This window comes from Pseudonocardia abyssalis (assembly GCF_019263705.2).
Taxonomy (GTDB): domain Bacteria; phylum Actinomycetota; class Actinomycetes; order Mycobacteriales; family Pseudonocardiaceae; genus Pseudonocardia; species Pseudonocardia abyssalis.
This window is the reverse complement of record NZ_JADQDK010000001.1, coordinates 3,257,128-3,279,194: the sequence shown is the minus strand read 5'-3', so window position 1 is coordinate 3,279,194 and position 22,067 is coordinate 3,257,128. Positions and strand designations below refer to the sequence as shown.

Here is a 22,067-nt window from a genome sequence, read left to right as displayed (position 1 = left end):
GGACCACCTTCCGGGTCGGGAACCGTGCGCGTGGGCGAACGGTGAGGATCACCCGATCGGCGCAGGCCGTCCCTCGGAGTCGCCGTCGGCGTCCTCGTCGGTGGAGTCCTGGACGGGCTCCTCGGAGGCGGTGTCGCCCGCCGTGTCGCCCGCCGTGTCGCCCGCCGTGTCGCCCGCAGTGTCACCGGGGTTCTCGCCGGTGACCGCGCCGACCGTGTCGCCGACGGTGTCGCCCACCTGGCCGATCACCTCGCCGAGGCTGAAGTCGCGCAGGGCCTCCTGGCTGGGGGTGTCGCTGTCGAGGTTGCCCAGCTCGCACCCGCCGCCGCCGGGCTGCCACGCCCAGGCCAGCGCGCCGGCGTAGCCCTCGTCGGTGTTCGTGTAGGCCGCGGCCTTCTCCGCGAACCGCTCGGCCCGCGACTCGAAGCTGCTGTCGCACCCCTCACCCGCGGTGATGCCGTACTCGCCGACGATGGTGGGCTTGCCGCCGGAGTTGGCCCGCACGCCGGGCCCGTGGTTGGACTCGACCTCGTTCTCGTCGTACTCGTGCATCGAGGCGATGTCGACGCCGGGGCTCTCGTGGACGTCGCGGAAGTTGTCCTCGCCGTCGAGCCAGTAGGGGGCGACGGTGCCGGAGGAGAAGAGGCGGTCGGGGTCGACGGCGTCGGCGGCCGCACCCATCTCGTCGTAGAACTCGCGCAGGGCGCCGCCCTCGTAGGACGGCTCGTTGAAGTACTCGAACCAGGCGAACGCGGTCTCGCCCCTGTAGCGCTCGAGCAGCATCTCCATGTGGGCCTGGAAGGTGTCGCGCTCGGACTGGTCGGCGAACCAGCCGGCCTCCTTGTCGTTCTCCCCGCAGCCGCCGATGGCGTCGTCGAGGGTGATCGTCAGGTAGACGTTGTGCTCCTTCGCCGACTCGACCGCGGCGTCGAGGCGGTCGATGTCCCAGCCGTCGTAGAAGAAGAGGCGGACGGCGCCGTGGCCGTCGTGGCGCATCCCGGCGAACCACTGGTCGACGTCCTCGGCGGACATCTTCTCGTCGTCGTTGCCGCAGTCGCCGGACCAGACGAAGGAGTTGTAGCCGAGGAACCACCACGGCTCGCCGTCGCGCATGATCCTGTCGCCCTCGACGGTGATCGCCGGCATGGCGTCGGTCGCGGGTGCGGTCGCCGTGGGCTCGTCGGCCGGGGCCTCGTCGGCCGGTGCGTCCGTCGGCTCGTCGTCGGCGGGGGGCTCGTCGGCCGGTGCGTCGGCGGTGTCGTCCGTGGGCTCGTCGGCGGGGGCCGGTGCGTCGGCGGGGGCGGGGTCGTCGGCGGGGGCCGGTGCGTCGGCGGTGTCGTCCGTGGGCTCGTCGGCGGGGGCCGGTGCGTCGGCGGGGGCGGGGTCGTCGGCGGGGGCGGGTCCGTCCCCCGTGTCGTCGGGCGGGGGCTGGGTGGTGTCCTGCGGCATCGCGACCGGTACCGGCGCGGCGACGACGCCGGACGCGACGTCGGCCAGGGCCGGCGCCGCCGGCAGGAGCGCGAGCGACAGGGCGGCCACCGCCGCGCCGATCAGGCGCCGCGACGGGCCGGAGTGCCGGCGGGAGTGGGTGCCGTTGCGGTTCATGAGCCGTACCTGCCTCTGCTGTGCCCGGGGGCCGGGAACGATCGACGGGGGGAGCACGACCGACCATGCAGCTGCTGTTACCGCTTCCCTAGCGTTCTCCGTCGAACGGGGGACTCACGAAGGGGGGACGCGGAGGGCTACTTCAGCGCACTGTGAGCAGCCACCCGGGAACGGTGACTCTGGGTGCAGAAGTGACGCATGTGGCGACAGGGGCACCGATTCGTCGTGTCCGCGCGTTCAGGACGCCAGCGCGTCGACGATCCGGGCGGTCCCGAGGACCACCGCGACGGCCGTGGCGGCTCCACCGACGGTGTCCGTCGGGTAGTGCACCTCGATCGCGGTGAGGGCCATCCCGGTGCCCGCGCCGACCACGACCGTGCCCGCCGCGAGCGCCACCGCGTCCCACGGCCGCCGGGGCGCCGCGACGTCGACGACGAGCAGCATCCCCGCGGCGGCGAGCGCCGTCGCGAGGCCGGTGTGCCCGCTCGGGAAGGCGTGCTCCCCGCGCCGGCCGAACCGCCGCCCGACGAGCGGCTTCAGCGCGGAGGTGGCGACGCCGGTCAGCACCGGCCCCGCGAGTGCGACGACCGCGAGCCGCGGCCGCCCGAGCAGGAGTCCGGCCGCGGCCAGCCCGGCGGTCAGGGTCGCGGCGCGGGCCGGGTCACCGACGGAGAAGACCCGCCACGCGAGCCCGCCGCGGCCGGCCGGGACCCGCTCGACCACGGTGCTCAGCCCGTCGTCGAGCCGGCCGGGACCGGTGCCGCCCGCGTACCGCGCCCCGAGCGCGGCCACCAGCGCGGCACAGGCCGCGGTCGCGAGGCCGGTGGCCGGGCGGAGTGACGGGCGCAGGGCGGGACGGGGCACCGCGGAATGGTCCCAGGCGGGCCCGCACCCCCGTGGTACACCTCACGGGTGACCGAGCCGCACGAGATGACCGCGCGCGACCAGGCCGCCGCCCTGCGTCGCGGGGACCTGGGGGCCGTCGAGCTGGTGGAGCACGCGCTGCGCCGCGTCGAGGCCCTCGATCCGGGGCTGGGGGCGTTCGTCACCGTCACCGCCGACCGCGCGCTGGACCAGGCGCGCGAGGCCGAGAAGCTCCTGGCGACCCGCGCCGCGGACCTGCCGCCGTTCCTGGGCGTGCCCACCGCGATCAAGGACCTCGCGATGACGGCGGGCGTGCCGACCGGGTTCGGGTCGCCGGTGTATGCGGGCTGGGTGCCCGACGTCGACGACGACTCCGCGCGCCTGCTGCGCGCCGCGGGCACGATCAGCCTCGGCAAGACCTCGACGCCGGAGTTCGGGCTGCCGCCCTACACCGAGCCCGCGGGGCGCCCGCCCGCCGTCACGCCGTGGGACCCCACCCGGCTCGCCGGTGGCTCCAGCGGCGGCGCGGGGGCGGCCACCGCGGCCGGGCTGATCGCGTTCGCGCACGGCACCGACGGCGGCGGTTCCATCCGGATCCCCGCCGCGGCGTGCGGGCTCGTCGGGCTCAAGACCAGCCGCGGGCTCGTCTCGCGGGGACCCGGTGGGGGTGACCCGCTCGGGATGTCGGTCGCGGGCCCGCTCGCCCGCACCGTCGACGACGCCGCCGCGATGCTCGACGCGCTCGCCGTCGAGGTGCCGGGGGAGCCCTACCCGTTGCTCGCGCCCCGTCCGGAGACCTACCTCGCCGCGGCCCTGCGGGCGGCGCCGCGCCGGCTGCGGATCGGTCGCTACCGCACGCCGCCGGTGCCCGACGCCGTGCTCGACCCGGCCTGCGTCGCGGCGTACGAGCAGGTCACGGAGTTGCTCGCCGGGCTGGGGCACGAGGTCGTCGAGTTCGACCCCGGCATCGACGCGTCGTTCCTGCCCGTCTTCGAGATCCTCTGGGCGGTGCTCGCGCACAGCCACCCCGTGCCGCCGGAGGCCGAGTCACTGCTCGCCCCGTTGACGCGCTGGTGGCGCGACCGCGGCAGCGCGGTCTCCGGGCCGGAGTACCTCGCGGCCACGTCGTCGGCGCTCGCGGTGACGCGACGGGTCGTCGGGGCGCAGGCGGCCGCGGGCGTCGACGTCGTCCTCACGCCGATGCTCGCGCAGCTTCCCCGGCCGGTCGGCTGGTTCACCGCGGGTGGCGACCCGGCGGAGGACTTCGCCCGACAGAGCCGGTTCACCCCGTTCACCGCCACCTACAACATCACCGGCCAGCCCGCGCTGAGCCTCCCGGTCGCCCGCGCCCGCCCCGTCGACGGACCGGCGGACGGGCCGGAGCTGCCGGTGTCCGTGCAGCTCGTCGGGCGGGCCGGGGACGACGCGCTGCTGCTCGAGCTCGGTGCCCAGCTCGACGCCGCGACCGGCCGCGACCCCGCCCGACGGCCTCTGCTGTGGTGACGTCGCGGACACGGGTGGGTAGGGCTGCCTTCGTCGATGAGGCATGATGCTGCGATGCCTGCCCCCGGACCCGCGGCGGACCCGGCCCCGACCACGGCCCGGTCCCCGTCGGCGGCCACGCTCCAGATCGGTGAGGTCGCCCGCCGCGTCGACCTCTCGATCCGGACGATCCGGCACTGGGAGGAGGTGGGCCTGGTCACCCCGTCGGCCCGCAGCTCGGGGGGCTTCCGCCTCTACAGCGAGGAGGACGTCTCCCTCATCCGCCTGCTGCGCTTCATGAAGCCGCTCGACCTCTCCCTCGACCAGATGCGCGAGCTGCTGCAGATCCGCGAGCTCCTCGCCGCGGGCACCGCGAACCCCTCCGACCGGGCCGACGCCCTGGTCTGGCCGCGGACCAGTGACACCGACGCCGACCGCTCGCTGCTCGCCGCCCAGCTCGCGGAGTTCGCCGACCTGGCCGACAAGCGGCTGGAGAAGCTGCGCGGCTACGTCGCGGAGGTGGAGGAGTTCGTCGGGCGGTTGCGTGACGAGGTCCGCGAGGGGACGTCGTCGCCCACCGAGGGTGACGTCCGACCGACGGCGGCCCCTCAGGCCCCGCGCGGCGACCGCGTCGGCTAGGTTCTCGCCCGTGGACGTGCTGGTGTCGATCCTCTGGTACGCGATCCCGTCGATCGCGTTGTACCTGCTCGTGGCCGCGCTCGTCGTCGGTCCGCGCCTCGCGCGACGGCCCCGGTACCGGGTCGGTCAGCCGTGGGCGCACGAGCCGCTGTGGTGGACAGCGAACCCGCAGGGTGCGCAGCTCGCCCCCGCGGCGGACGGTCACGCCGTGACCGGTGAACGAGGAGGCGCACGTGGCAGCTGGTAGTGGACACGGCGGGCACGGCACCGTCGCAGTGCCGGAGAACCTGCCGACCGGCGCCGTCGTGACGTCCTCGGGGCGGGTCTCCGCCGCCGAGGTGTTCGTCGAGCCCTCGGTCGAGGACCACCCCTTCACCCCGGTGCAGCTCACCCGTCTCGACGAGGCGCTCACGCTCGCCAGCCGCGAGACCGGCCTGCGCTTCTCGGTCTACCTGGGCGACCTCGGTGCCGAGCCGACCGCACGGGCCGCCGAGCTGCACGGCGAGCTCCCGGGCTCCGGCGAGGCCGTCCTGGTGGCGGTCAGCCCCGAGCAGCGCGTCGTCGAGGTACTCACCGGCGCCGAGGCCCGCGTGCGCCTGCCCGACCGCGGCGCGAAGCTCGCCGTCATGAGCATGATCGCCTCGTTCCGCGAGGGCGACCTCGTCGGCGGCCTGCTCAGCGGCCTGCGCATGCTGGCCGACCAGGCCGGGGGCCGGCGGCGCACGCACTGAGCGTGCGCCCGTACGTCGTCGCCTCGGTGGCCGTCTCCCTCGACGGCCGCATCGACGACGCCGGTCCGGACCGGCTCGTGCTCTCCGGGCCCGATGACCTCGACCGCGTCGACGGCGTGCGCGCCGGGGTCGACGCGATCCTCGTCGGGGCCGGGACCGTCCGGTCCGACGACCCGCGCCTGCTCGTGCGGTCCCCGGAACGGCGGGCCGCACGGGTCGCGCGTGGGCTTGCGGAGACCCCGTTGCGGGTCGTGCTGTCCGGCGGTGGCCCGCTCGACCCCGCCGCGTGCGTGTTCACCGGCCCCCCGACGCTGGTGCTGACGCCCGGGGCCGGTGGCGTCGCCGCGGCGCTGGAGCAGCTCCGCGAGCACGGTGTCGAACGGCTGTTGGTCGAGGGCGGGGCGACGGTCCACACCGCGTTCCTCGCCGCCGACCTCGTCGACGAGCTGCACGTCGCCGTCGCCCCGATCCTGGTCGGCGGCGGGCCGCGGTTCGTGCACGCCGGCGCGTTCCCGCCCGCGCGATGGCGGCTCGCGGGCGTCGACACCGTCGGGGACGTCGCGGTCCTGCGGCTGCTGCGGGGCCCCCGTGGATGACCGGCGGCTGCTGCGCCGCGCCGTCGCGCTGGCCGGCCGCTGCCCGCCGTCGGCGACGTTCCGGGTGGGGGCGCTCGTCGTCGCCTCCGACGGGACGACGCTCGCGCAGGGCTGGTCGGGCCGCCACGACCCGCACGACCATGCCGAGGAGAGCGCGCTGGCCGACGTCGCGGGCGACCCCCGGCTCGCGGGCGCCACGGTCTACACGTCCCTGGAGCCGTGCAGCACCCGCGCGTCCCGCCCGGCGTCGTGTACCCGTCTGATCCTCGACGCCGGCATCCCGCGGATCGTCTACGCCTGGCGCGAGCCCGCGCTGTTCGTCGACTGCGAGGGCGACGAGCTGCTGCGCGCCGCCGGGCGCGAGGTCGTCGAGATCCCGGACCTGGCCCGGCTGGTCCGCGCGGCGAACACCCATCTCCCCGGTGTGGCGCCCTGAGGTGTCCGGATCGCGAATGATCGGACTGAACCGCGTGTCGCCCCCGCCCGGACGTCGTTGAGAGGTCACCCGTCCGCGACACCGGGATGTGATTCCCATCGGCTCGACCGTGCTCATCGTCGACGACCACGATCTCGTGGCGACGTCACTGGCACTCGGCCTGCGCGCCGAGGGCCTCGACGCGCGCGCCTGCTCCCCGGTGGCCGCCACCGCGGAGGACGGGCCCGGACTGGTCCTGCTCGACCTCGACCTCGGCCGGGACGCGCAGGGCCACCGGATCGACGGGGTCACGCTCGTGGCGCCGCTGCGGGCCGCCGGATGGACGGTGCTGGTGCTGTCCGGCACGGTCGACCGGGCCCGCATCGGGGCGGCACTGGCCGAGGGGGCCGTCGCGGCGGTGCCCAAGGCGGCGCCGTTCCCGCGGCTGCTGGTCGCGGTGCGTGCCGCACTCGCCGGGCGGGAGGCGATGTCGGACGCCCGGCGGCAGGAGCTGGTGGACCTGCACGCGCGGCGGTCGGCCGACCGCCGGTCCCTCGGGGCGCGGCTGGACCGGCTCACCCCGCGCGAACGGGAGGTCCTCGCCCACCTCGCGGCCGGGCACCGGGCGCAGGCGGTGGCCGACACGTTCGTGGTGTCATTGGCGACGGTGCGCTCCCAGATCCGCGCGATCCTGACCAAGCTGGAGGCGTCCTCGCAGCTCGAGGCCGTGGCGCTGTACCGCAGGGCCGCGCCACCTGACGCCGGACGGTGACCGGCATTACACTCCGCCCACACGGAGGAGGCGGGGGGGTGTGATGCGCACAGCGCTCGCCGACGTGTGCGTCACCGTCGCGGCCGTCGCCGTGGTCGTCGGGCTCGCCGGGTCGTCGCTGGTCGGCGGGGCGCTCGACCCCCGCGTCGCGATCGACGTCCTCACGCTCACCGCGGCCGCCACCGCGGCGGGGGCGGCGTTCCTCGGCGCGCTCGCCGCCCGCCTCACCGAGGACCCGCGGCCCCGCTGGATCGCCGCCGCGCTGTCGGTCTACGCGGTGCTCGTCCTGCCGTCCAACGTGCTGGCGGTCGACCTGCCGGTCCGGTCGATGCGGCTCGTCGCCTACCTCGTCGTCGTCGCGCTGCTCCTCGCCGCGGTCCGCCCGCCCCGGCTCGGCGTCCTCGGCACCTGGGCGGCCACCACGGTGGGTGCCCTCCTCGCCGTCGCGGCCCTGCAGGTCCCCGCGGTCGCCCCGGGGCTCGTGGCGGTACTCGTCGAGGGCCCGCTCGTCACGATCGCGGTCGTCGTGGGGTGGACCGCGGTGGCCGCCGCGGTGCTGGTGGAGGGGTTGAGTCGGCGCAGCATCCCGCGCCGACGCGTCGGGCTCGGGCTGGTGGTGCTGGCCGGCGCCCAGCTGTACCGCGTGCTCGGCACGACCGCGGGCGACCTGGTGTTCGGCGGTCTGCGGCTGCTGGGCCTCGCGATCGTCGTCGCCGGGATGGCGCATCTGGTGGTGCGGAGCCTCGCCGAGCTGCACGACACCCGGTTCGCCCAGCAGGAGGAGCTCGTGGTCGCGGCCCTGCACATGGAGCGGGCGGGGGAGCTGGCCGCCGAGCGCGACCACGAGCTGCGCAACGGCCTCGCCGGGCTCGCCGGCATCACCCACCTGCTCAGCTCGCAGGTCGACGACGAGGACCACGAGCGGCTCCGGCACGCCGTCCTCGCCGAGCTGGGGCGGCTGCACGAGCTCATCGACGGCGCCGAGCACGCGACCGGCACCTACCTCGTCGCCCCGGTCCTCGAGGGTCTGGTCGCGCTGCGCCGCTCGGCGGGCGCGGCGGTCGGGCTGACCGTCGACGAGGGCCTGCGTGCGTCCGGGGACTCCGCGGTGCTCGCCCAGATCGTGACGAACCTGCTGGCCAACTGCGACCGGCACGCGCCGGGGGCCGCCGTCACGCTCCGGGCCCGCGCCGACGGCGACCGGGTCGTCGTGCAGGTGCGCGACACCGGGCCGGGGCTCCCGCCCGGCCGCGAGGACGAGGTGCTGCTCGGCGGCGTGCACGACCCGGCCGCGGGCGGTTCCGGGCTGGGTCTGTCGATCACCCGACGGCTCGTGGAGCGCGAGGGCGGCACGCTGACGGTGGCCACCGTCGAGGACCCGCGTGGCTGCCTGGCCACGGTGACGGTGCCCGCCGACGTGCCCGCGACCGTGCGGGAGCGCGCGCGGGCGGTGTGACCGCCCGCGCGCCCCGGTTCAGGACCGGTCGAACTCCCGGGCCCCCAGTGCCCGCACGATCCCGGCCCGGCCCTCGGTGACGAGGCGCCGCAGCGCGGGCGGGTGCGACTCGTCGGCCAGCCAGGCGTCGGCGGCGTCGACGGTGGACTTCTCCACGGCCCACGACGGGAACAGCCCGATCACCACGGCCTGCGCGTGCTCGCTGGTGCGCCGCTTCCACACGTCGGCGACCTCGGCGAAGTAGCGCTCGACGTAGGGGGCCAGCAGGCCGCGCTGCGCCGGGTGCGCGAACCCGCCGATGATCGACTCGGTGACGGCGTTGGGCAGCGTGTCGTCGTGCACTGCGCGCTGCCAGGCCGTCTCCTTGGCCTCCGCGGTGGGCACCAGGGAGCGGGCCCGCTCGGCCTGGCGCCGACCGGTGGACGTGGCGTCGGCGGCCAGCTCCTCCTCGATCCGCTCCGGCGCCGCCACCCCGTGCGCGACGAGCGCGTGGAGCAGCCGCCAGCGCAGGTCGGTGTCGACGACCAGCTTCTCCGGCACCTCGACGTCGGAGAGCCACCCGTTCATCCGGTCCAGGGTGGGACGCGGGAGCACGGCGCCGGTCAGCGAGTTGACGACGGCGAGCTGCACGTCGGAACCGGGGGTGGCGGTGTCGAGCCGGAACCGCAGCGCGTCGGTGAGCAGCGGCCAGCCGCGCTCGGCCGCCCACTGCTCGTCGGCGTAGGAGGCGACGGCCGTCTGGGCCTGCAGCAGCAGCCGCTGCAGCACACCGACCTCGGACTCGCCGTTGAACCCGCCCGCCGCGAGCGCGACGAAGTCGCGCGCCTTCAGCTCGGCCTCGCGGGTCATCTCCCACGCCGCCGACCAGCACAGCGTGCGCGGCAGCGGCTCGGCGATGTCGCCGATGCGGTCGATGAGCGTGACGAGCGAGTCGGGGTCCAGGCGCAGCGCGCAGTAGGTGAGGTCGTCGTCGTTGACGAGGACGAGCTTGCCGCGCGGCACCCCGATGAGCTCGGGAACGGCCGTGCGCTCGCCCTCCACGTCGACCTCGACGCGGTGGGTGCGCACGAGCGTGCCGGTCTCCGGGTCGTCGTCGTAGACGCCGACCGCGATCCGGTGCGTGCGCAGCTCCCCGGCGCCGGGCCGGGCGCCGCCCTGCACGACCTCGAAGCGGGTGATCGCGCCGCTGGTGTCGACGTCGAACGAGGGCCGCAGCATGTTCAGCCCCGTGGTGCGCAGCCACTGCGCGCCCCAGTCGGACAGGTCGCGGCCGCTGGACTTCTCCAGCGCGCCCAGCAGGTCGTCGAACGTGGCGTTGCCCCAGGCGTGCGCGGTGAAGTACGCGCGCAGCCCGGCGAGGAACTCCTCCAGCCCCACGTAGGCGACGAGCTGCTTGAGCACGCTCGCGCCCTTGGCGTAGGTGATGCCGTCGAAGTTGACCTCGACCGCCTGCAGGTCGGGGATGTCGGCCGCGATCGGGTGCGTCGAGGGCAGCTGGTCCTGGCGGTAGGCCCAGCTCTTCTCGACGTTGGCGAACGTCGTCCAGGCCTCGGTGTACTCGGTGGCCTCGGACTGGCACAGCACGCTGGCCCAGGTGGCGAACGACTCGTTGAGCCACAGGTCGTCCCACCACGTCATCGTGACGAGGTCGCCGAACCACATGTGCGCCATCTCGTGCAGCACGGTCTCCGCGCGCCGCTCGTAGACCGGGCGGGTGACGCGGGACCGGAAGACGTAGTCCTCCAGGAACGTGACGGCCCCGGCGTTCTCCATCGCGCCCGCGTTGAACTCCGGGACGAAGAGCTGGTCGTACTTGCCGAACGGGTACCGCACGCCGAAGTTGCGGTGGTAGAAGTCGAAGCCCTGCTTGGTCTCGGTGAACAACCGCTCGTGGTCCATGTGGGGCGCGAGCGAGGAGCGGCAGAAGATGCCGAGCGGGATGCCGTCGTGCTCGTCGCGCCACACCGCGTACGGGCCCGCGATGAGTGCGACCAGGTAGGTCGACATGATCTCGCTGGTGGGGAACCGGTGGACGACCGATCCGCCCGGGCCCTCGGTGGTCTCCTCGACCGCGGCGTTGACCACGACCTGCCAGTCGGCGGGCGCGGTGATCGTCAGCTGGTAGCGGGCCTTGAGGTCCGGCTGGTCGAAGCAGGCGAACATGCGCTTGGCGTCGGCCGTCTCGAACTGGGAGTAGAGGTACACGCTGCCGTCGACCGGGTCGACGAAGCGGTGCAGGCCCTCGCCGGTGTGCATGTAGCGCCCCAGGGCCTCGACCCGCAGCTCGTTGTCTCCCGCGAGGCCGGGCAGCGCGATGCCGTCCTCCTCGCGGTAGCCGGAGACGTCGAGCGGCTCGCCGTTGAGGGTGGCCGTGCCGACCTCGGCCGCGATCAGGTCGATCCAACTGTCGGCACCGGGCTCGGAGCAGGCGAACCGGACCGTCGTGACGGTCGGGAAGGTCTGCTCACCGGGCTTGCCGCCGCCGTCGGTGAGGTCGATCTCGACGGTGTAGTCGGCGACCTCCAGCAGCGCGGCGCGGCGCTCGGCGTCGGAGCGGGTCAGGTTCGGCGGGGCCATGCGTGGGGTCGACCTTCTCTCGGCGGCAGTGGTCGTCACCCAACCACACGGGTCGGGCACGCGCCGTGGGAATCGGTGCCCTCCCGACGAGGTTGTCCACACCATGACGACTCCTGCCAAGGTCGAGTTCTACTTCGACCCCCTCTGCCCCTTCGCCTGGATCACCTCCCGCTGGATGCTCGAGGTCGAGAAGGTCCGCGACGTGGACGTCACCTGGGGGGTCATGAGCCTCGCCGTCCTGAACGAGGGCCGTGACCTGCCCGAGGAGTACGTCGAGATGATGAAGAAGGCGTGGGGGCCGGTGCGGGTCGCCATCGCCGCCGCGCAGCAGAAGGGTCCCGACATCCTGCTGCCGCTCTACACCGCGATGGGCACGCGGATCCACAACGAGGGCAACAAGGACTTCGACGCCGTCATCGCCGAGTCCCTCGCCGAGGTCGGCCTGCCCGAGTCGCTCGCCGACGCCGCCACGAGCACCGAGTACGACGAGGAGCTCAAGGCCAGCCACCACCGAGGCATGGACCCGGTGGGCATGGACGTCGGCACGCCGACCATCCACATCGACGGGGTCGCGTTCTTCGGCCCCGTGCTCAGCAGCATCCCGAAGGGCGAGGACGCCGGGAAGGTGTTCGACGGCGCTGTGCTGCTCGCCTCGTACCCGGACTTCTTCGAGCTCAAGCGCACCCGGACAGGGGATCTCGACTTCTCCTGACGATTCGCCAGGAAAGGGGCATCCGGCTTTCGGGTGCCCTTTCGGCGTATTCAGGAACGGGCGATCACGACGTCCCGCAGGACGCCGGTCTCCAGCTCCATCTCGCGCACCCGGTGCTTGACGAGGTCACCGATGCTGACCATTCCGACGAGCCGGCCGTTCTCGATCACCGGGAGGTGCCGGTAGCGGCCCGCGGTCATCTGCGACATCGCGCGCGCCACCGACTCCTCCGGGCCGCAGGAGTGGACCTTCCTGGTCATGACGTCGGTGATGGGCATGGTCAGCAGGGCGGCGCCGTGACGTGCCAGCGCCCGGACGACGTCGCGCTCGGAGACGATCCCCTGGATCACGTGGTCCTGGTCACGGACCAGGAGCGCGCCCACGCCGAGTTCGTCGAGCCGGGTGACCACGTCCGCGACGGTGAGCCACGGGAGGACGGAATGCACGGTTCGACCCTTGGTGGTGAGGATGTCCGCAACCTTCATCGCTTTCCCCTTTCGGTGCTGCTCTTCGTCCTTCCGATGGTCCTCTCCGTTTCTCGTTCTGTGCGGTCGACATCTCGCGGATCACGCGGTTGGTGCGGTGAGTGGTCGGGTCCCGGATCCCGCGCACCGCCGGCGGTGCGCGAGCCGTCACGGGGAACGCGAAACGGGCCGGCGGCACCGGTCCGGGCGTCGTGTGAGGATGGCGGCATGGCTGCACCCACCAAGGACGTGTCCGAACACTGGATCGGCGGCGAGCGGGTCGCCGGCGGGAACGAGCGGATCGACGTGGTCGACCCCGCCACCGGGGAGGTCGTCGCGGCCGTGCCCGCGGGGACGCCCGCCGACGTCGACCGGGCGGTGGCGGCGGCGCAGGCCGCGTTCCGCGACTGGTCTCAGGTCGACGTGACCGAGCGCGCGGCCGTCGTCACGCGGATCTCCGAGGGCCTCAAGGCCCGGGGCGCCGAGATCGCTGCGGCGGTGACGTCGGAGATGGGCTCGCCGATCGGCTTCTCCAGGGCCGTCCAGGCGGGGCTGCCGGTGTACACCTCGGCCGGGGTGGCGTCGCTCGCGTCGTCGTTCCCGTGGAGCGAGGAGATCGGCAACTCGCTCGTGGTGCGGGAGCCGGTGGGGGTCGTGGGCGCGATCACGCCGTGGAACTACCCGCTGCACCAGATCGTCGCGAAGGTCGCGCCCGCACTGCTGGCCGGCTGCACCGTCGTGCTCAAGCCGAGCGAGATCGCGCCGCTGTCGGCGCAGATCCTCGCCGAGATCGCCGCCGAGGCGGGGCTGCCCGCGGGCGCGTTCAACATCGTGCACGGCGAGGGCCCCGTGGTCGGCGAGGCGATCGCCGGGCACCCGGGCGTCGACATGGTGTCGTTCACCGGATCGACGCGCGCGGGCAAGCGGGTCTCGGTCGTCGCCGCCGACACGATCAAGCGGGTGGCGCTGGAGCTGGGCGGCAAGTCGGCCAACGTGATCCTCGCCGACGCCGACCTGGCCAAGGCGGTCAAGGTCGGCCTGGCCAACGCCTGGATCAACGGCGGGCAGACCTGCACGGCGTGGACGCGGATGCTGGTGCCGCAGGAGCGCCACGACGAGATCGTCGAGATGGCGGTCGCGGCCGCGGCGAAGTACACCGTCGGCGACCCGACACAGGAGACCACCCGGATCGGGCCGATGTCCTCCGCGGCGCAGCAGGAGCGCGTCAACGGCTTCATCGAGCGCGGCAGCGCCGACGGCGGCACCGTCGCGTTCAGCGGTGCTGCCGTCGACGGGCCGGGGGCCTATGTCCGCCCGACGATCTTCTCCGGTGTCGCCCCCGACGCCGTCATCGCGCAGGAGGAGATCTTCGGCCCGGTGCTCTCGGTGATCCCGTACGCCGACGAGGAGCAGGCCGTCGAGATCGCGAACAACACGGTCTACGGCCTCGCCGGTGCCGTGTTCGGCGAGGCCGACCACGCGCTCGCGGTGGCGAAGCGGCTGCGCACCGGACAGGTCGACGTCAACGGGGGCGCGTTCAACCCGATGGCGCCGTTCGGCGGTTACAAGCAGAGCGGTAACGGGCGTGAACTCGGCCGCTACGGTCTCGAGGAGTTCCTGGAGATCAAGTCGATCCAGCGCTGACCTGCAGCGACGGCCCCCGATGAGATCGTCGGGGGCCGTCGGCGTTCCCGCGGGTTTCCCCGTTCCGCCCCGCGGGGGCCACCGGCGTGCCTAGCGTCCGCCGCCATGTCCCGGATGCGCCCCCCGCCGCCGCTGGTCGCCGTGCTCTCGGTGGTCGCGGTGCTCGCCGCCGCCCTGCTCCTGCTCGACCTGCGCCGTTCCCCCGAGGACTGCCTGTTCGGCACGACCGGGTGCGCCGGGTCGGGGACGCTGGCGGTGGCGGGCCGGTCGCTGACCCGCGAGGGCGAGCCGTTCTTCTGGCTCGCCGACTCGGCGACCGAGCTGCTGGAGGACCTCAACCGCTCCGAGGTCACCCGCTACCTCGACGCCCGCGCGGCGCAGGGGTTCACGGTGGTCCGGGCGTCGCTGGAGGTGGGTGCGGACCAGTACGGCGACGCGCCCCTCGCCGACGGCGAGCCGCTCGTCACCGACGGGGCCGATCCGCGCGACGACGCGGCGTACGACTTCTGGGACCACGTCGAGTTCGTGGTCTCCGAGGCGTCCGCGCGCGGGATGGTGCTCGCGCTGAGCGGCGGTCCGGCCGACGCAGACTTCCTCGGCGGGCGCCTCGCCGGTGCCGGTGACGTCGTCCTCGTCCCCGGCGACCCCCGCTTCTCGGTGCTCGACGGTGACAGCTGCGCCGACGAGGCGGATCGCGACGACGCGCGGGACCGGGCGTACGAGTCCGGGAGCCCGTTCGTCGACGGGGTCGGGGTGGAGGAGGACCGGCCCCGCTGCTCGGACGGCGCGACGGGCGCGCCGAACGGTGACGCAGCAGGTTCGGCGGGCGACGCTTCCGCGATCGGCGCGGACGCTGCCGGGAACGGCACGGACGTGGCCGGTGACGCCGATCCCGCGGCCCTGGACGGCGACGCCGAGCCCGACGGGCCGGACGACGTCGCGGAGGTCGGCCCGGACGGTCCCGCCGAGGTCGACCCGGCCGACGAGGGCGCGGGATCCGGTCCGGCTGCGCCCGACGGCGACGGCGGAGCCGATGAGGTGGGTGGTGACGCGGCCGGTGGTGCCGGGGCCGACGCGGCCGGTACCGACGGTGCCGACGTGATCGGGGCCGACGTGATCGGGGCCGACATGATCGGGGCCGACGTGATCGGGGCCGACGTGATCGGGGCCGACGCGGCCGGTGGCGCCGCGGAGGACGTGTCCGGCGCCGGGTCCGATGACGGTACGGCGACGGTGGGGGAGCGGGCCACGGCCCGGGACGTGCGGCGCGACGCGTGGTCGGCGGTGCTGGGTGGCGCGGCCGGGGCGACCTACGGGCACAACTCGGTGTGGCAGTTCCTCGACGAGGGCCGCGAGGCGGTCGACGGGGCACGTGACGGCTGGGAGGAGGCGTTGGACGCGCCCGGTGCCGAGCAGATGCGCCACGTCCGGGAGCTGGTGGAGTCCCGGCCGCGGTTGGAGCCGCGCGACGATCTCGTACTCGGTGACGGCGGCGGGTCGGCCGCGGTGGCCGACGACGGCACGTCGGTCGTCGCCTACACCGAGGGCGGCACGGTCGAGGTCGATCTGACCGCGCTGATCGGGGACGCCGCGCAGCCGTGGTGGTTCGACCCGCGCACCGGGGAGGCGGTGGAGCTCGAACCGGTCGCCACCGACGAGCCCGCCACCTTCACACCGCCCGACGCCGACGAGGACTGGGTGCTCGTCGTGGACGACGCCGACGCCGGCCGCGGCGCACCCGGCGATCCCGCCGCCGCGGACGACGAGGACGGTCCCGCGGCCACCGGGGGAGACGACGACCCCCTGCGGGAGACGACCGGTGCGGGTGGTCGTGACCCGGGATCCGAGGACGGCACCGGGCCGGACGGGGACGACGCCGCAGATCCCGACACCGCAGATCCCGACGCCGGAGATGCCGACGCCGGAGATGCCGACGCCGGAGATCCCGACACCGGAGATCCCGGCGCGGTAGATCCCGGCGCGGCGGACCCCGACGTCGCAGAGGACGGAGCGGCGGCCGACACCGGGGAGGGTGCCGACGGAGCGGGCGGCGCCGCCGACGAGGACGATCCCGTGGCCACCCGGGGTGCAGACGACGATCCGCTGCAGGAGATGACCGGAGCGGGCGGCCGCGACCCCGGGTCCGAGGACGACGGGCCGGACGGGAGCGACGGAGAGAGCGGCACCGCGGTGGACGAGACGAACCGCGACGCCGATGCCGGCCGCGCCGACGCCGAGGAGGAAGGCGGGTCCGGCGACGGCAGCGGCGACGGCAGCGGGGAGGACGGCAGCGGGGAGGACGGCAGCGGGGAGGACGGCAGCGGGGAGGACAGCAGCGGGGACGGCGGCGCGACAGGCGACGACTCCGCCGACGCCCGGGCGGCGTCCGGTCCGGAGCCCGCTCCCGAGCCCGCCCCGGAACCCGAGCCCGCCCCCGACGGCGACGTGTGGGACCGCCTCGCCCAGTGCGAGTCGAGCGGCGACTGGGCGATCGACACGGGCAACGGCTACCACGGCGGGCTGCAGTTCGACGACGCCACCTGGGGTGACTACGGCGGCCCCGAGTTCGCCCCGAGCGCCGACCTGGCCACCCGCGACCAGCAGATCGCGGTCGCCACCCGGGTCCGCGACGACCGGGGCGGCTACGGCTCCTGGCCCGCCTGCGCGAGGAAGCTGGGCCTCCCCACCTGACCGTGTTCCCCGGCCGGTCGCAGAGGCTGCGGGATGTGCGACGCGCGGCCGGGTGTGCGACGGCGCCACCCGCACGGACGTGCTGCGTACCTGTGCGGGGGTGACGCCGGTCGCGTCCGGGCACGCGCGGTCGGCCCGTCCGCGTCCGATCGCTACCCTTGCGGGTGATGACTGCGCCCGAGGACCCGCCGACCCGCATCGGCAACCGATACCGCATCGAGGAGCGCATCGGGGCCGGGGCCATGGGAGCGGTGTGGCTCGGCACCGACGAGCTGCTCAACCGCCCTGTCGCGCTCAAGGAACTCCTCGCCGCCGCCTCCCGCGGCAACGGTGCGGAGGGGGCCGAGGAGGCCCGTCTGCGCCTGATGCGCGAGGGCCGCATCGGGGCCCGGCTGCAGCACCCGCACGTCATCAGCATGTTCGACGTCGTCATCCACGAGGAACGTCCGTGGCTGGTGATGGAGTACCTCCCCTCGCAGTCGCTGGCCGCGGTCCTCTCGACGAAGGGCTCGATGGAGCCGCGCGCGGCCGCCGACATGGGCCGCCAGGTGGCCGACGGGCTCGCCGCCGCGCACGTGGCAGGGGTCGTGCACCGCGACGTCAAGCCGGGCAACGTCCTGATCGGCGAGGACGGGCGCGTCAAGCTCACCGACTTCGGTGTCTCCCGCGCCGTCGACGACGTGCAGCTCACCCGCACCGGCCTGATCGCCGGTACGCCCGCCTTCCTCGCCCCGGAGATCGCGCGCGGCCATGAGCCGGCCGCCCCGTCGGACGTGTTCGCACTCGGCGCCACGCTGTACGCGGCCGTCGAGGGCATCCCGCCGTTCGGGCTCGACGAGAACGCGTACGCGCTGCTGCACAAGGTCGCCACCGGGGAGGTCGACCCGCCGCAGCAGGCCGGGCCGCTCGCGCCGGTGCTGATGCGGCTGCTCGCGAAGGAGCCGGAGGACCGGCCCACCGCCGCGCAGGCCCGCGACCTGCTGGCGCTCGTCGCGGCGGGGAAGGACGACCCGGTCACGGCGGCCACCGCGGTGGCCCCGCGCCCGACGGTCCGCGCCGCCGCGGCCCCGCGCCGCCCGGCGGCCGGACCGCCCACGGTGGTCGGCGCCGCCGCGGCCGGTGCGCCGGAGCGTGGCCCGCGCCGCCGCGTCCCGCGGGTGCTCATCGGGGTCCTCGCCGCGCTGGTCGTCGTCGGCGGCGTGATCACCACCATCGTGCTGGGCAACGCCTCGGGAACGCAGGATCCGGCGGCGGCCCCGGTCGCGCCCACCTCGGAGGCCGCGGCCCCGACCACCGACGCCCCGGCGACCACCACGGCGGCACCCACCACCGCGCCCACCACGACGCCCGCTCCCACCACGGAACCGGCGCCGGCTGCCGACGCGGTGAGCTTCGTGCAGGGCTACTACGGCCTGCTCCCCGGCGACACCGACTCCGCGTGGGCCCTGCTCGGCCCCGCGGCACAGGCGGCGTCCGGCGGACGCTCGGGCTTCGACGGTTTCTACGCCGGCATGGACTCGGTGTCTCTGCAGGACGCCCGGTCGGCCGGGGACGGGGTGGTCGAGGGCACGGTGGTCTTCGACCGCCGCGACGGCGCCACGACGAGCGAGTCCTACCGCTTCGTCGTCTCCTCCGACGGCGGCTCGACGGTCATCGAGTCGTTCAGCCGGTAGCCGTTCGCCGTGTCCCTCAGCCGGCGCGGGTCTCCTCCGCGGTGTCGAGGAGCGGTCCCGACACCCACCGCACCACCTCGTCGACGAACCGCTCCCGGTTCTCGACGCCGCGCACCTCGTGCCCCTCGCCGGTGAACAGCAGGAACCCCGGCGCCCGTCCCCGATCCCGCAGCGCCTCGACGATCTGTGTCGCCTCCCCGAGCGGGACGTTCGTGTCGTGCTCGCCGTGCACCACGAGCAGCGGCGCGGTGATCGCGTCGGCCCGGTGCAGCGGGGAGAGATCGCGCAGCAGGGCCGCGTCGTGGGCCGGGTCGCCGTACTCCGTGGTGGCCGAGACCGCGATCCACGGCTCGGTGTCGCGGTAGAAGGTGTGCAGGTCGGACATGCCGCACACGTCGACGCCGACGACGAACAGCTCCGGGAACCAGGCCAGCGCGACGAGCGTCAGGTACCCGCCGTAGGACCGGCCCGCGACGCCGACGCGGTCGGGGTCGGCGTGCCCGGAGTCGACGAGGAACCCGACGGCCGCGCGGACGTCGGTGATCGCGACGTGCCGTCGCGGCCCGTCGTCGGCCGCGACGAACGCGCGCCCGTACCCGGTCGACCCGCGCACGTTCGGCGCGAACACCGCGATCCCGGCCGCGAGCAGGGCCTGGAACAGCGGCGCGTACACCGGCCGTTCCTGCCACTCCGGCCCGCCGTGCAGCCAGAGCAGCACCGGGACGGGGCCGGGGGTCGTGCGCGGGCGGAACAGCCAGCCCGTCAGCGGGAGCCCGTCCTCGCCGGTGAAGTGCTCCAGGTCCGGCTCCACCAGCCCGGGAGGAGAGGGGTCGGCGAGCAGCGGCGCCGCGACCCCGCCGGGCCACAGCGGGACGTGCGAGATCCGCGGCGGGACCGACGGCCCCTCGCTGCCGACCAGCAGCGCGCGCCCGTCGCGGGTGAACGCGACGGACGTGACGACGTCACCGGGTGGCGGCGCCACGGTCTCCGCGCGCCCGGAGCGCAGGTCGAGCAGCTCCAGCTCGCTGCGCCCGTCGACGTTCCAGACGAGCGTGACGCGGGCGGCCTCGGGGTCGAGCGCGACGCCGTCGAGGTCGGCGTCGTCGCGGGCGGCGATCAGCCGGGGGGCCGAGCGGCCGCGCAGGTCCAGCGCCATCAGCACCGGACGGTCGTGCCCGGCGTCGGTGTGGACGTAGAGGCGGGTGCGGTCGAACCGCGCGTCGGCGACGACCGCCCCGCCGCCGGGCAGCAGCGGCGTGCGCAGGCCCGACCGCAGGTCGACGAGCTCCAGCTCGCGCGCGCCGCGGCGGCCGAGCCGGACCACTGCACGTCGCCCGTCGCTGCTCACCGCGCACACCCGCGCGGCCGGGCCGGAGGCGAGCACCGTGGAGGTGCCGTCGCGGACGTCGACCAGGCAGGCCTGGCCGTCGCCGTCGTCGCCGAAGATCGTGACGCCGAGCCGCCACCCACCCGGTGACCAGGCTCCGAGCGTGACGGCGCGCGCGGCGGGGGCGATGTCGACGGGCCCGTCGGGCCCGATCAGGCGGACCCGCGTGCGCTCCCCGCCGCCGGGGGCGAGCTGCGCGGCGAGCCACCGGCCGTCAGGCGACCAGCTCAGCGCCTGGACGTCCTCGTCGAACGCGGGCACCGGGCGCGGCGGGCCGGTCACCGCGGAGCCGTCGAAGGCGCCCGTCCAGGCGCGCGGGCGGCCCGAGGCGTCGGAGACCCAGGCCAGTGACGTGCCGTCCGGCGCGGGGACGGCGTCGGTGTAGGTGTAGGTGTGGGTGTTCACCGATCAGATCCCCCTCTCCTGCAACCACATCTCCAGCAGTGCTACCTGCCACAACGCGTTGGAGCCCAGGTTGGTGCGGGTCGTGTTGGGGTCGGCGAGCATCGCGGCGATCCAGTCGGGCCGCACGAGCCCCCGGCGGACGGCCACGGGGTCGGTCACGGCGTCGCGCACGCGGTCGAGGAACGGGCCCGCGAGGTGCCGGATCGCCGGTACCGGGAAGTATCCCTTGGGCCGGTCGATGATGCCGTCGGGCACCACCCCGCGGCCTGCGGCCTTCAACACACCCTTGCCCCCGAGCGCGAGCTTGTGCTCCGGCGGGCACGCCGCGGCGAGCTCGACGAACTCGTGGTCGAGGAACGGGACGCGCGCCTCCAGCCCCCAGGCCATCGTCATGTTGTCGACGCGCTTCACCGGGTCGTCCACCAGCATGATCGTCGAGTCGATGCGCAGTGCGGCGTCGAGTGTGTCGTCGGCGCCGGGCTCGGCGAAGTGGGCGGCGACGAACGCGCGGCTCGGGTCGTGGTCGAGCAGCCAGTCGGACTGCAGTATGGAGGCCATGTCGGCGTGCGGGCGGTCGGCGAACCCGGCCAGGTAGGCGTCGACGGCGCGCTCGCGCGGCACCCCGGCCAGCGGCGGGTACCAGCTGTAGCCGGCCAGCACCTCGTCGGCGCCCTGCCCGGACTGCACCACGGTGACGTCGCGCGCGACCTCCTCGGAGAGCAGGTGGAACGCGACGCAGTCGTGGCTGACCATCGGCTCGGCCATCGCGGTGACCGCCGCGTCGACGGCGGGCAGCATCCGCGCGGGGTCGACGAGGATCTGCCGGTGGTCGGTGGCGTAGTGCTCGGCGACCAGGTCGGAGTAGACGAACTCGTCGCCGGACTCGCCGCCCGCGGCGTGGAACCCGACGCTGAACGTCTTGAGCCCGGTCTGCCCCTCCTCCGCGAGCAGGGCCACGACCAGCGAGGAATCGAGCCCGCCGGAGAGCAGCACGCCGACCGGCACGTCGGCGACCATCCGGCGGCGCACGGCGACCCGCAGCGACTCCAGTACGGCGTCGGCCCAGTCGCGGGCGTCCATCCCGGCGTGCTCGGGGCGACGGGTGTGCGACGGGCGCCAGTACACGTGCTCGGTCGAGGACCCGTCGGGCCCGATCGTGCGGACGGTGGCGGGCGGCAGCTTGCGCACCCCGGTGAGGATCGTGCGCGGGGCGGGCACGATCGCGTGGAAGCTCATGTAGTGGTGCAGCGCGACCGGGTCGATCGACGTGTCGACCCCACCACCCGCGAGCAGCGCCGGCAGCGTCGAGGCGAACCGCAGCCGCCCTCCCGATCCCGACGCAGGGCTCTCCGTCAGGTAGAGCGGCTTGATGCCCAGGCGGTCGCGGCCCAGTGTCAGCACGCCGGTGTCGCGCTCGGCGACGGCGAACGCGAACATCCCCAGGAAGTGCTCGACGCACCCCGCGCCCCACCGGTGGAACGCCTTGAGCAGCACCTCGGTGTCGGACTCGGAGAAGAACCGGTACCCGTGGCCCTCCAGCTCGGCGCGCAGCTCGCGGTAGTTGTAGATGCAGCCGTTGAACACCGCCGTCAGCCCCAGCTCGGGGTCGACCATCGGCTGCGCGCCGCGCTCGGACAGGTCGATGATCTTCAGGCGGCGGTGGCCCAGCGCGATCGCCCCGGCGGCGTGCACGCCCGAGCCGTCGGGCCCGCGCGGGGCCAGCGCCGCGGTGATCCGGGCGACCGCCTCCACGTCCGCGGCACCCGTCCAGCTGATCTCTCCCGCGATGCCGCACATGCCGCACAGCGTCTCCGCCGATTGTTACGGCCGTGTGACGCGGGGAGGTCGTCACCGGACGACGGGGATCCCCGTGATCCCGGCGAGGGCGCGGTCGGCCGCGACCACCGGGACCGCACCTTCGTCATGCGGACCGCACCGCTGTTCCGGCGGCGGT

The 22,067-nt window shown here is 74.8% G+C and carries 18 protein-coding genes; 12 read left to right on the top strand and 6 right to left on the bottom strand.

The features are described from left to right. Positions 1–48: 48 nt before the first annotated feature. Together I4I81_RS15920 and I4I81_RS15915 are read right to left on the bottom strand one after the other, a co-directional pair. Positions 49–1,605: a cellulase family glycosylhydrolase gene (locus tag I4I81_RS15920; RefSeq protein WP_218616139.1), complete on the bottom strand. Its 1,557-nt coding sequence runs from the start codon at positions 1,603–1,605 to the stop codon at positions 49–51. Positions 1,606–1,842: 237 nt separating this feature from the next. After that, on the bottom strand, positions 1,843–2,469 hold the full coding sequence (locus I4I81_RS15915) for a phosphatase PAP2 family protein (RefSeq protein WP_218603162.1): 627 nt from the start codon (positions 2,467–2,469) through the stop codon (positions 1,843–1,845). Between the two features lie 48 nt (positions 2,470–2,517). Here I4I81_RS15915 and I4I81_RS15910 point away from each other — a divergent pair, with 48 nt between their 5' ends. The 8 genes from I4I81_RS15910 to I4I81_RS15880 all read left to right on the top strand — a co-directional run bounded on the left by I4I81_RS15910 (position 2,518) and on the right by I4I81_RS15880 (position 8,560). Then, positions 2,518–3,972, top strand: a complete 1,455-nt coding sequence (locus I4I81_RS15910) for an amidase (RefSeq protein ID WP_218603163.1) — start codon at positions 2,518–2,520, stop codon at positions 3,970–3,972. 54 nt (positions 3,973–4,026) lie between these two features. After that, positions 4,027–4,590: a MerR family transcriptional regulator gene (locus tag I4I81_RS15905; protein ID WP_218603164.1), complete on the top strand. Its 564-nt coding sequence runs from the start codon at positions 4,027–4,029 to the stop codon at positions 4,588–4,590. Positions 4,591–4,600: 10 nt separating this feature from the next. Further along, entirely contained in the window at positions 4,601–4,837 is a 237-nt protein-coding gene (gene ctaJ, locus I4I81_RS15900) for an aa3-type cytochrome oxidase subunit CtaJ (RefSeq protein WP_218603165.1), read from the top strand. Beyond that, positions 4,824–5,321 (top strand): DUF5130 family protein, encoded by a 498-nt coding sequence (locus I4I81_RS15895; RefSeq protein ID WP_218603166.1) that lies wholly within the window; start codon positions 4,824–4,826, stop codon positions 5,319–5,321. Before ctaJ ends, I4I81_RS15895 begins: the two co-directional genes overlap by 14 nt. 2 nt (positions 5,322–5,323) lie before the next feature. Further along, the gene (locus I4I81_RS31440) at positions 5,324–5,917 is read left to right on the top strand and encodes a RibD family protein (protein WP_308187681.1); all 594 of its coding nucleotides are present in this window, start codon (positions 5,324–5,326) and stop codon (positions 5,915–5,917) included. After that, positions 5,910–6,353: a deaminase gene (locus I4I81_RS31435; RefSeq protein WP_308187680.1), complete on the top strand. Its 444-nt coding sequence runs from the start codon at positions 5,910–5,912 to the stop codon at positions 6,351–6,353. Before I4I81_RS31440 ends, I4I81_RS31435 begins: the two co-directional genes overlap by 8 nt. Positions 6,354–6,462: 109 nt before the next feature. After that, the gene (locus I4I81_RS15885; RefSeq protein WP_226363396.1) at positions 6,463–7,104 is read left to right on the top strand and encodes a helix-turn-helix transcriptional regulator; all 642 of its coding nucleotides are present in this window, start codon (positions 6,463–6,465) and stop codon (positions 7,102–7,104) included. 43 nt (positions 7,105–7,147) lie between these two features. Next, positions 7,148–8,560, top strand: a complete 1,413-nt coding sequence (locus tag I4I81_RS15880) for a sensor histidine kinase (protein WP_218603167.1) — start codon at positions 7,148–7,150, stop codon at positions 8,558–8,560. 18 nt (positions 8,561–8,578) lie between these two features. Here I4I81_RS15880 and pepN read toward each other — a convergent pair whose 3' ends face one another. Next, a complete protein-coding gene (gene pepN, locus I4I81_RS15875) occupies positions 8,579–11,137 on the bottom strand; it encodes an aminopeptidase N (RefSeq protein ID WP_218603168.1) in 2,559 nt (852 codons plus the stop codon). A gap of 103 nt (positions 11,138–11,240) precedes the next feature. On the opposite strand from pepN, the gene I4I81_RS15870 reads away from it, so the two are divergent. Further along, positions 11,241–11,849 (top strand): mycothiol-dependent nitroreductase Rv2466c family protein, encoded by a 609-nt coding sequence (locus tag I4I81_RS15870; protein ID WP_218603169.1) that lies wholly within the window; start codon positions 11,241–11,243, stop codon positions 11,847–11,849. 50 nt (positions 11,850–11,899) lie between these two features. Here the strand turns inward: I4I81_RS15870 and I4I81_RS15865 are convergent, their stop codons facing one another. Continuing rightward, positions 11,900–12,295 carry a CBS domain-containing protein gene (locus I4I81_RS15865; RefSeq protein ID WP_226363395.1) on the bottom strand — a complete coding sequence of 132 codons (396 nt, stop codon included), beginning with the start codon at positions 12,293–12,295 and terminating at the stop codon, positions 11,900–11,902. A 246-nt stretch (positions 12,296–12,541) separates the two neighbouring features. Here I4I81_RS15865 and I4I81_RS15860 point away from each other — a divergent pair, with 246 nt between their 5' ends. From I4I81_RS15860 to I4I81_RS15845, 3 genes are all read left to right on the top strand, one after another. After that, on the top strand, positions 12,542–13,957 hold the full coding sequence (locus I4I81_RS15860; protein ID WP_218603171.1) for an aldehyde dehydrogenase family protein: 1,416 nt from the start codon (positions 12,542–12,544) through the stop codon (positions 13,955–13,957). 105 nt (positions 13,958–14,062) lie between these two features. Beyond that, positions 14,063–16,648, top strand: a complete 2,586-nt coding sequence (locus I4I81_RS31605) for an apiosidase-like domain-containing protein (RefSeq protein ID WP_218616138.1) — start codon at positions 14,063–14,065, stop codon at positions 16,646–16,648. A gap of 167 nt (positions 16,649–16,815) precedes the next feature. Next, the gene (locus tag I4I81_RS15845) at positions 16,816–18,321 is read left to right on the top strand and encodes a serine/threonine-protein kinase (protein WP_218603343.1); all 1,506 of its coding nucleotides are present in this window, start codon (positions 16,816–16,818) and stop codon (positions 18,319–18,321) included. A gap of 16 nt (positions 18,322–18,337) precedes the next feature. On the opposite strand, the gene I4I81_RS15840 is transcribed toward I4I81_RS15845, so the two are convergent. Together I4I81_RS15840 and I4I81_RS15835 are read right to left on the bottom strand one after the other, a co-directional pair. Next, positions 18,338–20,113 carry a S9 family peptidase gene (locus I4I81_RS15840; protein ID WP_218603344.1) on the bottom strand — a complete coding sequence of 592 codons (1,776 nt, stop codon included), beginning with the start codon at positions 20,111–20,113 and terminating at the stop codon, positions 18,338–18,340. Between the two features lie 3 nt (positions 20,114–20,116). Then, entirely contained in the window at positions 20,117–21,910 is a 1,794-nt protein-coding gene (locus tag I4I81_RS15835; protein WP_218603345.1) for an N-acetylglutaminylglutamine amidotransferase, read from the bottom strand. Positions 21,911–22,067 lie beyond the last annotated feature (157 nt).

Bases quoted from the DNA above. Each gene is read 5' to 3' on its own strand.
- I4I81_RS15920 (WP_218616139.1), bottom strand. From the start codon at position 1,605: ATGAACCGCAACGGCACCCACTCCCGCCGGCACTCCGGCCCGTCGCGG.
- I4I81_RS15905 (WP_218603164.1), top strand. From the start codon at position 4,027: ATGCCTGCCCCCGGACCCGCGGCGGACCCGGCCCCGACCACGGCCCGG.
- I4I81_RS15880 (WP_218603167.1), top strand. From the start codon at position 7,148: ATGCGCACAGCGCTCGCCGACGTGTGCGTCACCGTCGCGGCCGTCGCC.
- pepN (WP_218603168.1), bottom strand. From the start codon at position 11,137: ATGGCCCCGCCGAACCTGACCCGCTCCGACGCCGAGCGCCGCGCCGCG.
- I4I81_RS15870 (WP_218603169.1), top strand. From the start codon at position 11,241: ATGACGACTCCTGCCAAGGTCGAGTTCTACTTCGACCCCCTCTGCCCC.
- I4I81_RS15860 (WP_218603171.1), top strand. From the start codon at position 12,542: ATGGCTGCACCCACCAAGGACGTGTCCGAACACTGGATCGGCGGCGAG.
- I4I81_RS31605 (WP_218616138.1), top strand. From the start codon at position 14,063: ATGTCCCGGATGCGCCCCCCGCCGCCGCTGGTCGCCGTGCTCTCGGTG.
- I4I81_RS15845 (WP_218603343.1), top strand. From the start codon at position 16,816: ATGACTGCGCCCGAGGACCCGCCGACCCGCATCGGCAACCGATACCGC.
- I4I81_RS15835 (WP_218603345.1), bottom strand. From the start codon at position 21,910: ATGTGCGGCATCGCGGGAGAGATCAGCTGGACGGGTGCCGCGGACGTG.